The organism is Paenibacillus sp. FSL W7-1332 (assembly GCF_037969785.1).
Lineage (GTDB): Bacteria > Bacillota > Bacilli > Paenibacillales > Paenibacillaceae > Paenibacillus_AQ.
In genome coordinates, this window is the sequence record NZ_CP150209.1 from 2,590,067 (window position 1) to 2,602,954 (window position 12,888).

Consider the following 12,888-nt stretch of genomic DNA (forward strand, 5'->3'; position numbering starts at 1 on the left):
AATGCAGGGTGTCAGCGAAGGAACAATGGCTCAAGGATAACCAGCAGTGTTGATCCGATCATCGCAATCAGCATGAGGTAGATAACAATTCGAAACCACTTTTTACGTTGCATTGTGTAACTCCTTTGAAATAGGTTTAATGATGAACATACATGCAGCAGCATCATTCATTGTGATATAGATATAAAGACATTGTATCGTATCTGCGAAAGAGAGGGAAGTCCAGTGATCTCAGAAGAGCGTATCATCCAAGAGTTTATGGAATTGGTTCGTGTCGATAGTGAAACCAAGCATGAAGAAGAGATCTCCAAGGTTCTCAAACATAAATTTTCCGTTCTTGGCTTTGACGTCATCGAAGATGATGCCAAAGAGAAGACAGGGCACGGAGCAGGAAATCTGATTATTACCTGGAAAGCGGACGAGGCGGCCTCGCAAGCACCTAAACTGCTATTCACCTGCCATATGGACACCGTAACGCCCGGTAAAGGCATTAAGCCGACCTTAGGTGATGATGGCTGGATTCGAAGTGATGGAACGACTATCCTCGGTGCTGATGACAAAGCGGGCATCGCCGCACTGCTGGAAGGTATTCGGGTTATCCGGGAAAATAACATTCCCCACGGACAAGTCCAGTTTGTCATTACGGTAGGTGAGGAATCGGGTTTGGTGGGAGCTCGTGCGCTTGACCCTGATGTTTTGGATGCCGATCTCGGCTTTGCCCTGGATTCCAACGGTGAATTAGGCTCCATTGCAGTTGCCGCACCGACCCAAGCAAAAATCAAAATGATTATCAAGGGCAAGTCGGCTCACGCCGGAGTGAACCCGGAGGATGGCATCAGTGCCATTCAAGTCGCTTCAAAAGCGATAGCCAAAATGAAGCTGGGACGCATCGACAAAGAAACCACGGCAAATATTGGCAAGTTCCAGGGTGGAGGCGCAACCAACATCGTCTGTGACCATGTTCAGATTGATGCTGAAGCACGCAGTATCGTTCAAGAGAAAGTGGATAAGCAAGTAAATGATATGCGTGAGGCGCTCGAAACTACCGTGCGGGAGTACAATGCCAATTGTGAGTTCATTAGCGAGATAGTCTACCCGGCTTTCAGTTTTAATGAACATGATGAGGTCGTTCAGCTTGCGCAGCGTGCCATCGGCGGTTTGGGCTTGCCCACCCGCACGTTCCGCTCCGGAGGCGGTAGTGACGCCAACATTTTTAACGGTCTTGGAATTCCAACCGTCAATTTGGCGATTGGATATCAAGATATTCATACGACGCAGGAGCGCATTCAAGCTGCAGATTTGGTCAAGGCGGCGCAGATCGTTGTGGGGATCATCCAGGAAACAGCTAAGGCTTAGTCGACAAACAGGCAGAAGAATAAGAATAAAGCCCGCGACGGACATTTGACGTCCCTGCGGGCTTTTAGATTTTCTATTAATTCAAGGTTGCCATGGGCGATTGGTTCTCCCGTCTTTTTTGGGCAGGCGACCAACTGGTATGCCAGTTCGTGTTCTCGACCACATGCAATGCGGCATTGATGTTGTCTATGTATGGTTCAATCTCTTTTCTCGCCACTTCCGAGGAATACTGTTCCTCAAGACGGGCAGAGAGGGAGATCAAGGCTGACTGCAAATAACAAGCAGCTTCGCCGAATCGTATCTCTGTACGCCCGGGATAAGCCACTCTAAGCTGCTCGAACAGGGATGCAGCCTCATCATATTTTCCTTGATCATATAAATGCTCTGCCGCTATAAAACATACTTTCATACAGTTGCTGTCCTGCTCTTGTAGCGGCAGCGCTTCCAATTGGTTTAATTTTGAAATTGCGAGTCCTCTGTAGCCTTCATCATAAAGAAAACAGATCAGAGCATAATAAGCATGCTCGCCGCTATGGGTAAGCAGATGTTCGGCTAGGGATATCATATTAAGCGTAACGGCAGCACGTGCTAGTTCTAAAGTATCCGACATGGCGATAAATCGGTCAGGGATCGAATGGTTTATGTTCCACTCGCAGAGCTGCCTGATTCTGGCCAGCTGAGCTCCTTCAGACGGCTTTGGACGTGGCAGTTCGCGCAGGTGGCGAGTCGAGTCGCGAAGGTAACTGTCGATGAGCTGCATGGCTTCAGATACTTGACCCGTCATGATCAGGCAAGCTACATACTGGATACAGGTATCTGGATATAAACTCCCCTGTTTAGCAAAACAATGGGCAGCTTCCGGATAAGCTCCGATGTAGAATAGTGATCTGCCAACCATGATGTTGGAAGCCGGAAAGCTCCTTGTTTCGTCCAGGAGTCGTTCACAAATCGTGTGGTCTGAAATCCCCTGCATGTGCAGGAGTGCAGCCCACTGGTTCAGAGCCTCTTGGACGTAGGTACCGGAATGCTGTACGACGGTTCTGAAAGCTTCCTCCGATTTGCCGAAGGAACGCATCCGCATGCTCAATAACCCGTATTCGAGCCAGCTTAGATCAACTTCCTTCCAGCCCGAACTCGTCTTGTCGGTCGGGGCGGATTGCGCAGCTTCCTTGAAGCTCTTTAAAGCCTTCTCAAGATACCCGCGTCTTTTGTACCACTTACCGCGCTCATATTCAGTTGAAGGTGGATTAGTGATTGGTTCGGTTTCAATAATAGGTATATGTCGCATGTCGAAGCCTCCCAATGTTATAACACCCATATAGGTGTAAAGGTCATGGTCCGTATTCGAAAAAAATAGAAAAAAGTCGAAAATCAGGTCGTAAGACCTAATTTCACCCCTTGTTTTCGTAAATATTTTTAGAAGACTTAGAAATTATATCCATAATCTTTGTTTCCGAGCCCCATTGCTGTTGCCACTGTTTCAGCATGATCCGTATCTGCCAAGCCTGTCCTACCATATGTACGGAATGATCCCCTTTGTAGCTTTTCATGGGCAGGTTCCTTCTTTCTTGTAAATTTTGATATAATACACCTTATGCAATAGCATGGTCAGTCATGCCGTTTTTAAACAAAGGAGGTCATTTTGTGAGCGATATCGGCAGTAAGAACCGAGAAGCCTCGGATAAATTGCTGGAAGAAACCACCCTATCTACCCAATCGATTTTTGAAGGGAAGATTATTTCACTGCAGGTCGATACGGTGAAACTGCCAAATGGTGAGACTGCGAAACGTGAAGTTGTCAGACACCCCGGAGCAGTAGCAGTGCTTGCTATAAAAGGCGACAAAATGTTGGCCGTCAATCAATTTCGTCAGCCGCTTGGGCGCTGTGAGGTTGAAATCCCTGCAGGCAAGCTGGAGCGGGGGGAAGATCCGCTGGAAGCGGCGAAGCGCGAACTACAGGAAGAAACGGGTTATTCATGCGGTTCCATTCGTAAACTGCATTCCTTTTATACCTCCCCGGGATTTGCAGATGAGATCATTCACTTATATCTGGCAGAGGATCTGGTCAGCGGCGACATGAACCCGGATGAGGATGAGCTTATAGAGATGATGGAAATCTCGCTGGAAGAGGCGTATTCACTCATACAAGAAGAAAGAATCAGCGATGCGAAGACCATTCTCGCCGTTTATGCTTGGAATATGTATAGCCTGACAGGAAAAATCTGATATGCTGCAGCCTGAAAAGAACATGTCAACCGGGGAGGAGCTTCAGTCCTATTACTGCGACATGCACATTCACATAGGGCGCACAAGCAGCGGACAAGCTGTGAAAATTAGCGCAAGTAACAATTTGACCTTTGAGAATATAGCCGTGGAGGCCTCGGAGCGCAAAGGCATCCAAATGATCGGTATCATCGATTGCCATTCTCCTTCGGTACAGCAGGATATTCTCCAATGTTTGGACAGCGGCGTCATGCAGGAGATAGATGGAGGCGGCATCGCGTATCAGGATACGGTGATCCTGCTTGGAAGCGAGATTGAAATTCGCGAAAGCGGCCGTGGGGCAGCCCATGTGCTGGCCTATTTCCCTGACCTAAACACCATTCAGGAGTTTTCTGTCTGGATGGCAAAATACATGAAGAATGTGCAGCTTAGTTCGCAGCGCATCTATGTCAGCCCTCGTGAGCTGCAGCAGGAGATTTTGGATCGCGGCGGGCTGCTAATACCTGCACACGTCTTTACGCCTCATAAAGGGCTGTACGGCAGCATGGCGGATCGTATGAGCGAGGTGCTGGACCTGAACGGGATTGCGGGAATAGAGCTTGGACTCAGTGCTGATTCCTCGATGGCGGGGCGGATAAGCGAACTGGATGCCTACTCCTTTCTGACAAATTCGGATGCGCATTCGCTTGGGAAAATCGGCAGGGAATACAACCGGATTGATATGGCGAAGCCTTCATTTACCGAATTTCGCCAGGCGCTTGGAACAAGTAACGGTCGAAGAATCAGCGCGAACTACGGGCTTAATCCCAGACTCGGAAAATACCATCGTACTTACTGCGGCGGCTGTGACAGCATTCTGGAGGAGGGCAGCGATATTCATGAATTGGTGCGCTGTCCTTACTGCGGGAGTACCAAGCTGGTGCAGGGCGTGTTTGATCGGATTCTGAACATCGCTGACCGCAAAGAGCCCATGGTACCGCAAAGCCGGCCGGCATATCACTATCAGGTTCCGCTAGAGTTCATCCCGGGCCTTGGCAAATCGTCGATGTCGAAGCTGCTGGGGGCTTTCGGCACCGAAATGCACATCCTTCACCAGGCTACGGAAGCAGAGCTTGCCGCTGTTGCTGGAGAAGGGCTCGCTGCCAGCATTGTGATGGCTAGAAACGGGACATTGTCCTTATCGGATGGCGGGGGAGGCTCTTACGGGAAGGTTCTCCGCTAAATCGATCAACTCTTTCAATCGCTAGGTCATACAAGAAGGGTGATGGTCATAGAGTAGAGTAGAGACACAGAAAGGAGACTCTATTCTATGCAATCATTCCGCCAAGCCTTTAAGGATCAGACCATGCTCTATGTGTTCGTGGGCGTCTTGTTTTTAGTTGGCGTCCTGTTTGGAGCGTTGATGGTCAATGCACTTTCATTGGAGCAGCAGCAGGAGATGGCCCGATATTTAAACCACTTTTTTGTAAACGTGCAGGACGGTGGAGAAACCATGAGTCAGTCTTCTTACTGGAGCATCGCAGCCCTTCATCTGAAATGGATCGGTTTGATATGGATTCTGGGATTGTCCGTTATCGGGCTTCCGGGAATATTGATATTGGACTTCTTAAAAGGAGTGCTTATTGGGTTTACGGTCGGTTACTTGGTCGGACAGTATTCTTGGAAAGGACTGCTGTTCGCCTTGGTATCGATTGCACCGCAAAATTTGTTCATCATCCCCGTGCTCATGATGTGCAGCGTAGCGGCGATAACCTTCTCCCTATACATCATCAGGGACCGGTTTATTATGAATCGCGGCGGGAGCATGGTAAAGCCCTTTGCTTCGTATGCGATGCTGACCTTTTTCATGGTCCTGTTAACGCTCGGAGTCGCTTCTTTTGAAACCTGGGTAACCCCGGTCATGATGCGCTGGGTCACGCCAATGTTGCTATAATCCGCGAATTTTTCCATAAAGCAAAACCGTTTGACTTTGTTTGTCAAATCCCCCTATAATGAAGGAAGTGAACAATAACGTGCAGTGATTTCCAAGGGGGAGGGAAACGATGGAAGCGCGGATCGACAAAATTAAGCAGCAGCTACAATCCCAAGGATACAAATTAACGCCCCAACGGGAAGCCACGGTAAGCGTATTGTTGGAAAATGAAGACGACCACCTTAGCGCAGAGGATGTATTTATGCTCGTGAAAGAGAAGGCTCCGGAGATCGGTCTGGCAACCGTGTACCGTACCCTAGAGCTGCTCAGTGAGCTTCATGTTGTCGAGAAGATAAATTTTGGCGATGGTGTCGCCCGTTATGACTTGCGGACGGATACTTCGAAGCATCACCATCATCATTTGATATGTACTCAATGTGGAAGCATGGATGAGATACGCGAGGATTGGCTCGGTCCATTGGAAGAGCGGTTAGAGCGAGAGTTTAACTTTACCGTTCATGACCATCGGCTTGATTTCCATGGCATATGCTACCGTTGCAAAGAGAAGGGCAAGAATGACCAGGACAAATCATAATTTTATATCATTCAACAAACCGCAGTGATGACCATCACGGCAAGCCCTCTACGGCGGTAAGCCGGGAGGGTTTTTTAGATGGTAACCAAAATATATATGGAACATGCACGAGTTCGTATCGTTCACGCAAGAACAATCTATCATTCTACATCATCCATGTACGTCGATAAGACGTTTTTTTTATTCTATCCCAATAACCGCCAAGTCCAATGACTAAAGAACATCAGAGGAAAGCGTCATAATCCAGCAGCTTGTATCATAGGATATACGTGAAGTATACCTGTAATACCCACTTTCACTTGGTGATCAAGCAAAGATGAAAGAGAGGCGCTGCCAGTGATTATATCGATCCGAAAAATAGGCTCAATGATCCGATTTATTACGATGTTTGCCGTTCTGACGATGTTTTTTTACTTTGTGCTGGGTTGGGTGGGAGATTGGCTGACCCCAGTGGATCCTTACCGTGCGCCTTCCGGTCAAGCGGTTAAGGCTTTTCAGCCTGAAAGCACCATGGACTCCCGATTTTCGCCGGCGGAACGTCTGCGATTGTACTACTGGTATGGGGAGTGATCGTGCTTGTAACGGGCACACGGGAATAGGAGCAAAAAGATCATGAAACAATATCTGGACGAATATGTAACCTATCTGGAAGACGTGAAGGGATTGTCCCGAAGTACGATTGAATCGTACCGGGCCGACTTACTAGGATTCATTGCTTTTGCAGAGGAAAGAGACGTTATCCATCCGCAGGAAGTTACACGTACCATGCTTGGATTATACATGGGAAGACTGAGGCAGCAGGGCAAGGCGGCATCAAGCCAGCTTCGCTGCACGGCTTCCTTGCGTTCCTTTTTTCAATATTTGGTGCGTCAAGCCGTTATAGGACAAGATCCGACCCAGCTGCTGGATAATCCGAAGCCGGAACGGAAGCCGCCCAAGTCGCTAACCATTGAGCAGGTGGACAAGCTGCTGTCGGCCCCGGATTCCGGCACCCCTCAGGGGGCCCGGGACAAAGCAATGCTGGAGCTGCTATATGCTTCAGGTATTAAGGTGTCGGAATTGGTGAATTTGAATACGCATGACATAAATATGGAGATGCGATTTCTTCGCTGTGCCGTTTCCGGAGGGAAGGAGCGAATTCTTCCAATTACCCAGATCGCAGCCGAGAGCGTGGCTATTTATATGCAAGACATGCGGGACAAGCTGATTCGTGATGCGGATGAGGATGCATTATTCCTGAATTCACTCGGTACGCGCTTGACACGGCAGGGATTTTGGAAAATCATTAAAAAGTATGGCAAATTGGCCGATATCGATGAGGAGATCACGCCGCATACCCTTCGCCATTCGTTTGCCATTCATTTGCTGCAGAACGGCGCCGACTTGCGTTCGGTTCAGGAGATGCTGGGTCACTCGGCATTATCCACCACCGGCATGTATCAATCCACCAAGAAAAGCATGAAGGAAGTATATGATCATTTTCACCCGAGATCTTAGCGAGACCTGCTCGACTAAGATCTACAACTTATTCTCAGTTAGGAGAGGTATGAACATGAGTTCAATTCATCAGGAAAGCATTAAGGAAGCAGCGGCATACATACGCGGGCAGAAGGGTGTCGAGCCCCAGGTCGGCCTGATTTTGGGTTCAGGACTCGGCGTGCTGGCAGAATTAATTGAGAACCCGGTCTCCATCCCGTACACGGACATTCCTCATTTTCCCGTGTCCACAGTAGAAGGCCATGAAGGAGAACTGCTGCTGGGTACGATTCACGATCGACCTGTCGTTCTGATGAAGGGCCGTTTCCATATGTATGAAGGCTATGGTCCGGAAGTGACGGCTTTCCCAGTGCGCGTCATGAAAGAGCTGGGTGTGAAAAGTCTGCTGGTTACCAATGCGGCGGGCGGCATCAACACGTCCTTCGAGCCGGGTGACCTCATGCTGATCTCCGATCATCTGAACATGACAGGCACCAACCCGCTGATCGGGCCGAATGATCCGGAGCTTGGCGTTCGGTTCCCGGACATGTCCCAGGCTTACAGCCGTCAGCTTCGCCAATTGGCAAAAGAAGTCGCGGTGGGTCAGGGCATTGCGCTGAGAGAAGGGGTCTATGCAGGTTTGCTCGGACCAACCTATGAAACGCCTGCCGAGATCGTCATGCTGCGTACGCTCGGTGCGGATGCGGTAGGCATGTCCACGGTGTCTGAGGTCATTGTGGCCAGACATGCCGGTCTTGAAGTGCTGGGCATCTCCTGCATCAGCAACATGGCAGCCGGAATATTGGATCAGCCGCTATCCCATGACGAGGTTATGGAGACCGCCGAGAAGGTCCGGGAGAAATTCCTTGCGCTTGTCATGGCCATTATTCCAAAAATGTAATAACCCATTTTAGCAAGGGGCTGGGCTCCGGCGGATTTATATCTGCCGAGCCCAGCTTTTTTGCTATAAGTTTTCAGCGAAGCTGAACCATTCTGTATTCGCATTTATACGTGTTTGGGGTCCCCGCAAAGGATTTGGAATAAGCATCGAAGCATAGGCTCCACTTTGTGGGGTTATTCTGTGTTCCTTTAAGATCAAGGTGATAATATTTCCGTAAAATACTGGAATAATTTGTTTTCATCCTGACGACAATGAATAGCAGACCCGTTATTTTTCGGGATGCCATTACGAATGTCAGGAGGGGATGGAAGTGAAAAAAGCGTTAATCGCTGGATTGCTGGTTCTATTTGTAGGGTTGTCCAGTGCGGCTGTACCAAGTTATGCAGAAGAAAAAAGCAAACCCGGCGAAGGATCATCTCAAGAGGAACTGGCACCAGGTGCTCGTTCTGCTATATTGCTGGATGCGGATACCGGAACCATTATTTACGAGAAAAACAGCCATGATAAGCTGCCTCCGGCGAGCATCACCAAGATCATGACGATGCTGCTTACGATGGAGGCCATCGATGAAGGACAATTGCAGTGGACGGATAAAGTGCGTACCAGCGAATATGCGGCCTCCATGGGCGGGTCGCAGATCTTTCTTGAGCCCGGCGAAGAGATGACGGTGGATGAGATGCTCAAAGGCATAGCCATGGCATCAGGCAATGATGCCTCCGTCGCGGTGGCGGAGAAAATTGCCGGCTCAGAGGAAGCGTTTGTGAAGCTGATGAACGAGAAAGCGGCCGAGCTGGGAATGAAGGATACACATTTTGTGAACTGCAACGGACTTCCTGCAGAGAATCACTATACTTCGGCCCACGACATTGCGGTCATGAGCCGGGAGCTGCTGAAATATGACCAGATCACCAAATATACGGGAGCATATCAGGATTATTTACGTAAAGATTCAGAAAAACCGTTCTGGCTGGTCAACACAAACAAGCTGGTTCGATTCTACACGGGTGCTGACGGATTGAAAACCGGATACACGTCAGAGGCCAAATTCTGTTTATCGGCAACGGCCAAACGGGACGGACTGCGCGCTGTAGCCGTTGTCATGGGAGCTCCGGATACAAAGACTCGGAATAATGAAGTATCTCGCATGTTTGACTATGCCTTCTCCCAGTATTCGATGCATTCCATCTATAAGCCGGGTGAAGTGTTAGGTATCGTGAAGGTCCAGAAGGGGACCGTGCCAGAGATCTCGATTCAAGCGGATAAAGATTACAGCGTGCTGGTTAAGAAGGGCGTAAAAAGTCCGGATATCCGTCATGAAATTCAGATGGACCCGAATTTAAAGGCGCCGGTAGCCGCCGGACAAGTCGTCGGCAAGCTAACGGTGTATCAAGGCGATCGGGTAGTGAAGGAGTTCGAGCTGACATCTCCTGTCGAGGTGAAGAAGGCCGGATTCTGGAAGCTGTTCAAACGGACAACCGGCAAGTTGTTTCATGTAGATTAATAGGAGTTTTCTTCTAGTTTTGTCGGGATGCAGGAATGTCTTTTTCAAATGTAGAAATCTTTGTTCATGTCAGGGAGGAGAGTGAGCAAACATGAATCTGCATGTTGATATGGAGCATCACAGGCATGTACTGATTGTCCGTCTGTCCGGGGAACTGGATCATCATACGGCCGATCATGTCCGGATGCAGCTGGATGAAGCTATTCAGAGACGTCAAACAGAGCACTTGGTGCTGAGCTTAAAGGACTTGGACTTTATGGACAGCTCGGGACTTGGGGTCATCCTGGGACGCTATAAATTCATCAAGCAAAAAGGCGGAAAGATGGCGGTATGCGATGTCAAGCCGCAGGTTTACCGCTTGCTTGAAATGTCGGGGCTGTTCAAGATCATGCCGATATATGAGAACGAGAGCACGGCACTCTCGGGTTTGGAGGTAGTGTCATGAGTGAAGGAAAGGCACAGCATAATTTTATGACTCTGCAGTTTGCCGCAAAGTCGGAAAACGAATCCTTTGCCCGTGTCGCCGTGGCTGCGTTCATCTCCCAGATGGATCCCAACATGGATGAGCTCAGTGACCTGAAAACGGTAGTCTCCGAAGCGGTCACAAACAGCATTATCCACGGTTACGATAGTGATCCGGATGGGGTTGTCAAGATTGAAGCCTCCATAGACGGGGATATGATCACGCTGTGCATTGAAGATTCCGGCCATGGGATCGAAGACTTGGAGATGGCCAAGCAGCCGCTTTATACATCAAAGCCAGAGCTGGAGCGATCCGGCATGGGATTCACCATCATGGAAAATTTCATGGACGAATTTGAAGTGGTCAGCGAACCAGGCAGCGGTACGTCGATCAAAATGAAAAAGAGGATCGAATCTAAGAAAGCTTTATATAATTAGGGGTTGGACAAATGGATGCCGATGTGAAGAAAACTTCGCAGACTTATTTGGACGACGCGGAGGTCAAACGACTCATTGCACTTAGCCAAAGCGGGGATAATGTCGCCCGGGACACGCTCGTCAACTGTAATATTCGTCTTGTCTGGTCTGTCGTTCAGCGGTTTATGAACCGGGGGTATGAGCCTGATGATCTGTTTCAGATCGGCTGTATCGGTCTCCTCAAATCCGTGGACAAGTTCGATCTCAGTTATGACGTAAAGTTCTCGACCTATGCCGTACCGATGATCATCGGAGAAATTCAGCGCTTCTTAAGGGACGACGGGACCCTGAAGGTCAGCCGTTCGCTTAAGGAAATGGCCAACAAAGTCAGGAAGAAGCGGGACGAGCTGTCCAAGCAGCTCGATCGGCTTCCAACGGTGAAAGAGGTTGCCGAAGAGCTTGGGGTAACCCCCGAGGAAGTGGTGTTTGCCCAAGAGGCGAACAAACCGCCAACCTCGATTCATGAGACCGTATTTGAAAATGACGGGGATCCCATAACGCTAATGGATCAGATAGCTGATGAATCGCAGGAACGATGGTTCGACAAGCTGGCCTTGAATGAAGCGATAGGCGGCTTGACCGAACGGGAGCGGCTCATTGTATATCTGCGGTATTACCGGGATCAGACGCAGTCGGAAGTTGCCAGCCGGCTAGGCATATCCCAAGTACAGGTATCGCGACTTGAGAAAAAAATATTGCAGAGCATACGGAACGAGATCGCGCAGTAGCGGCTCGCAGCCGTTATTCTAAAGAAATGCTCAAACTGACGCCGCCCTTAGGGGACGGCGTCTTTTCATTTTTCAACAACCTCCTTGTTGATGTGCCGGATAAAGAAAGTATGGTAAATCCGAGTAGAAAGGAGAGACATTTCCCATACTAACGGTAATTTAGCAGTAAAGGAGTGTTTCGGATGAAGGTTAATCCCACTCCGACGGTGTTTCTGCAGCTAAGGAGCCGCATACGGTTACCAAGAAACCAGACCGTCAAACTAGGTGATGTCGCCTTCATTGTCTGCGAGCCCGAATGGGAGAAGCGGCTTAGAGCCCTGCCGCTTACGCAGCCGAAGGATATCGATGGCAACCGCCTTGTCATGGATCTGATACAAATCATCCCGAAGATTCAAGCCTTGATTCCTGGCGCCCATATTGAACCGATGGGAAACCATCATACCCTGGTGGAGCTTATTGGTCCGGAGAGCAAGCGGTCCAAATTGTGGTTCCCGCTCATTTGGCTGCTCTTGTTTTTCGGTTCGGCGCTGACCATTATGAATTTCCATGCCGACGTCAACATGCTCGAGGTACAGATCCGAATCGTCGAGATGGTGACGGGGAAAAGAGACGAGCATCCCTATTTGTTCCAGATTGCATACTCGCTCGGGCTCGGATTCGGAATGACGGTGTTCTTCAATCATTTATTCAAGAAAAAATGGAATGAAGAACCGACCCCGCTCGAGGTGGAAATGTATCTCTATCAGGAAAATCTGGATCAGTTCGTGGTCGCCGAAGAATATCGGAAAATGAACGCCGGAGCGGATACGACAGGTAAGGAACCATGATGATGTCCATTCTGCAAGGGATATTCACCTGTGTTCTTGGCGTAGCAGGGGGCATCGCCGTCGGCGGCGGAGTCATTGCGCTCATCATCGTGTTGGACATCATTCCGAGATTGTCCCAGCTGACGGCAACGTACAACCGGGTCCATTGGTATGAAGGGGCTTTAATTGCCGGATCTTTTATCGGCACGGTGGCCGATTTCTGGCGATGGTCCGTTCCTTTGGGACCGGTTGTGAGTACCGTGATCGGATTGATGTGCGGGATATTCATCGGCATGCTGGCAGCCGCATTGACCGAAGTATTGAATGTATTGCCGATTCTGGCCAAGCGGCTCCGGTTGACGGGGTATTTGTTCGGTCTTCTTATGGCCATGGTCGCAGGCAAGGTAGCGGGCTCTCTGTTCGACTGGTTTGTTTACAGCAAGTGATAGTT

The 12,888-nt window shown here is 49.4% G+C and carries 17 protein-coding genes; 14 read left to right on the plus strand and 3 right to left on the minus strand.

Annotated elements, in window-relative coordinates; all coding sequences use genetic code 11:
• Nucleotides 1-11: 11 nt before the first annotated feature.
• Complete coding sequence (gene prli42 / locus MKX98_RS11370; protein WP_162487679.1) at nucleotides 12-113, minus strand: stressosome-associated protein Prli42; 102 nt, start codon at nucleotides 111-113, stop codon at nucleotides 12-14.
• 112 nt (nucleotides 114-225) lie between these two features.
• Between prli42 and MKX98_RS11375 the strand changes: the two genes are divergently transcribed.
• Nucleotides 226-1,356, plus strand: a complete 1,131-nt coding sequence (locus tag MKX98_RS11375) for a tripeptidase T (RefSeq protein ID WP_220687471.1) — start codon at nucleotides 226-228, stop codon at nucleotides 1,354-1,356.
• 76 nt (nucleotides 1,357-1,432) lie between these two features.
• Here the strand turns inward: MKX98_RS11375 and MKX98_RS11380 are convergent, their stop codons facing one another.
• A complete protein-coding gene (locus MKX98_RS11380; RefSeq protein WP_339223033.1) occupies nucleotides 1,433-2,644 on the minus strand; it encodes a tetratricopeptide repeat protein in 1,212 nt (403 codons plus the stop codon).
• A gap of 103 nt (nucleotides 2,645-2,747) precedes the next feature.
• The gene (gene mciZ / locus MKX98_RS11385) at nucleotides 2,748-2,906 is read right to left on the minus strand and encodes a Z-ring formation inhibitor MciZ (protein WP_194541891.1); all 159 of its coding nucleotides are present in this window, start codon (nucleotides 2,904-2,906) and stop codon (nucleotides 2,748-2,750) included.
• Between the two features lie 94 nt (nucleotides 2,907-3,000).
• Here mciZ and MKX98_RS11390 point away from each other — a divergent pair, with 94 nt between their 5' ends.
• The 13 genes from MKX98_RS11390 to MKX98_RS11450 all read left to right on the plus strand — a co-directional run bounded on the left by MKX98_RS11390 (nucleotide 3,001) and on the right by MKX98_RS11450 (nucleotide 12,883).
• The gene (locus MKX98_RS11390) at nucleotides 3,001-3,582 is read left to right on the plus strand and encodes an NUDIX hydrolase (protein ID WP_339223035.1); all 582 of its coding nucleotides are present in this window, start codon (nucleotides 3,001-3,003) and stop codon (nucleotides 3,580-3,582) included.
• A 1-nt stretch (nucleotide 3,583) separates the two neighbouring features.
• Nucleotides 3,584-4,801 carry an endonuclease Q family protein gene (locus MKX98_RS11395; RefSeq protein WP_194541893.1) on the plus strand — a complete coding sequence of 406 codons (1,218 nt, stop codon included), beginning with the start codon at nucleotides 3,584-3,586 and terminating at the stop codon, nucleotides 4,799-4,801.
• Between the two features lie 87 nt (nucleotides 4,802-4,888).
• Nucleotides 4,889-5,512: a stage II sporulation protein M gene (gene spoIIM, locus MKX98_RS11400; RefSeq protein ID WP_194541894.1), complete on the plus strand. Its 624-nt coding sequence runs from the start codon at nucleotides 4,889-4,891 to the stop codon at nucleotides 5,510-5,512.
• A 109-nt stretch (nucleotides 5,513-5,621) separates the two neighbouring features.
• Nucleotides 5,622-6,086 (plus strand): Fur family transcriptional regulator, encoded by a 465-nt coding sequence (locus tag MKX98_RS11405; RefSeq protein WP_006209405.1) that lies wholly within the window; start codon nucleotides 5,622-5,624, stop codon nucleotides 6,084-6,086.
• Nucleotides 6,087-6,452: 366 nt separating this feature from the next.
• A complete protein-coding gene (locus MKX98_RS11410) occupies nucleotides 6,453-6,656 on the plus strand; it encodes a YqzK family protein (protein ID WP_339223038.1) in 204 nt (67 codons plus the stop codon).
• 42 nt (nucleotides 6,657-6,698) lie between these two features.
• Nucleotides 6,699-7,583 carry a site-specific tyrosine recombinase gene (locus tag MKX98_RS11415; RefSeq protein ID WP_194541896.1) on the plus strand — a complete coding sequence of 295 codons (885 nt, stop codon included), beginning with the start codon at nucleotides 6,699-6,701 and terminating at the stop codon, nucleotides 7,581-7,583.
• A 55-nt stretch (nucleotides 7,584-7,638) separates the two neighbouring features.
• On the plus strand, nucleotides 7,639-8,463 hold the full coding sequence (locus MKX98_RS11420) for a purine-nucleoside phosphorylase (RefSeq protein ID WP_071223885.1): 825 nt from the start codon (nucleotides 7,639-7,641) through the stop codon (nucleotides 8,461-8,463).
• Nucleotides 8,464-8,773: 310 nt separating this feature from the next.
• The gene (locus MKX98_RS11425; RefSeq protein WP_269468909.1) at nucleotides 8,774-9,964 is read left to right on the plus strand and encodes a D-alanyl-D-alanine carboxypeptidase family protein; all 1,191 of its coding nucleotides are present in this window, start codon (nucleotides 8,774-8,776) and stop codon (nucleotides 9,962-9,964) included.
• A gap of 91 nt (nucleotides 9,965-10,055) precedes the next feature.
• Nucleotides 10,056-10,409: an anti-sigma F factor antagonist gene (spoIIAA, locus tag MKX98_RS11430; protein ID WP_071223887.1), complete on the plus strand. Its 354-nt coding sequence runs from the start codon at nucleotides 10,056-10,058 to the stop codon at nucleotides 10,407-10,409.
• Complete coding sequence (spoIIAB, locus tag MKX98_RS11435) at nucleotides 10,406-10,864, plus strand: anti-sigma F factor (protein ID WP_071223888.1); 459 nt, start codon at nucleotides 10,406-10,408, stop codon at nucleotides 10,862-10,864. Before spoIIAA ends, spoIIAB begins: the two co-directional genes overlap by 4 nt.
• Before the next feature lie 11 nt (nucleotides 10,865-10,875).
• Nucleotides 10,876-11,631, plus strand: a complete 756-nt coding sequence (sigF, locus tag MKX98_RS11440) for an RNA polymerase sporulation sigma factor SigF (protein WP_006209412.1) — start codon at nucleotides 10,876-10,878, stop codon at nucleotides 11,629-11,631.
• Between the two features lie 182 nt (nucleotides 11,632-11,813).
• Nucleotides 11,814-12,458, plus strand: a complete 645-nt coding sequence (locus MKX98_RS11445; protein WP_194541898.1) for a stage V sporulation protein AA — start codon at nucleotides 11,814-11,816, stop codon at nucleotides 12,456-12,458.
• Complete coding sequence (locus MKX98_RS11450) at nucleotides 12,455-12,883, plus strand: stage V sporulation protein AB (protein WP_194541899.1); 429 nt, start codon at nucleotides 12,455-12,457, stop codon at nucleotides 12,881-12,883. Before MKX98_RS11445 ends, MKX98_RS11450 begins: the two co-directional genes overlap by 4 nt.
• Nucleotides 12,884-12,888 lie beyond the last annotated feature (5 nt).

What these genes read in the sequence shown, in the direction of transcription:
- prli42 (WP_162487679.1), bottom strand. Translation starts at nt 113, where the DNA reads ATGCAACGTAAAAAGTGGTTTCGAATTGTTATCTACCTCATGCTGATT.
- MKX98_RS11380 (WP_339223033.1), bottom strand. Translation starts at nt 2,644, where the DNA reads ATGCGACATATACCTATTATTGAAACCGAACCAATCACTAATCCACCT.
- mciZ (WP_194541891.1), bottom strand. Translation starts at nt 2,906, where the DNA reads ATGAAAAGCTACAAAGGGGATCATTCCGTACATATGGTAGGACAGGCT.
- MKX98_RS11395 (WP_194541893.1), top strand. Translation starts at nt 3,584, where the DNA reads ATGCTGCAGCCTGAAAAGAACATGTCAACCGGGGAGGAGCTTCAGTCC.
- spoIIM (WP_194541894.1), top strand. Translation starts at nt 4,889, where the DNA reads ATGCAATCATTCCGCCAAGCCTTTAAGGATCAGACCATGCTCTATGTG.
- MKX98_RS11405 (WP_006209405.1), top strand. Translation starts at nt 5,622, where the DNA reads ATGGAAGCGCGGATCGACAAAATTAAGCAGCAGCTACAATCCCAAGGA.
- MKX98_RS11410 (WP_339223038.1), top strand. Translation starts at nt 6,453, where the DNA reads ATGATCCGATTTATTACGATGTTTGCCGTTCTGACGATGTTTTTTTAC.
- MKX98_RS11415 (WP_194541896.1), top strand. Translation starts at nt 6,699, where the DNA reads ATGAAACAATATCTGGACGAATATGTAACCTATCTGGAAGACGTGAAG.
- MKX98_RS11420 (WP_071223885.1), top strand. Translation starts at nt 7,639, where the DNA reads ATGAGTTCAATTCATCAGGAAAGCATTAAGGAAGCAGCGGCATACATA.
- spoIIAA (WP_071223887.1), top strand. Translation starts at nt 10,056, where the DNA reads ATGAATCTGCATGTTGATATGGAGCATCACAGGCATGTACTGATTGTC.
- spoIIAB (WP_071223888.1), top strand. Translation starts at nt 10,406, where the DNA reads ATGAGTGAAGGAAAGGCACAGCATAATTTTATGACTCTGCAGTTTGCC.
- sigF (WP_006209412.1), top strand. Translation starts at nt 10,876, where the DNA reads ATGGATGCCGATGTGAAGAAAACTTCGCAGACTTATTTGGACGACGCG.
- MKX98_RS11445 (WP_194541898.1), top strand. Translation starts at nt 11,814, where the DNA reads ATGAAGGTTAATCCCACTCCGACGGTGTTTCTGCAGCTAAGGAGCCGC.
- MKX98_RS11450 (WP_194541899.1), top strand. Translation starts at nt 12,455, where the DNA reads ATGATGATGTCCATTCTGCAAGGGATATTCACCTGTGTTCTTGGCGTA.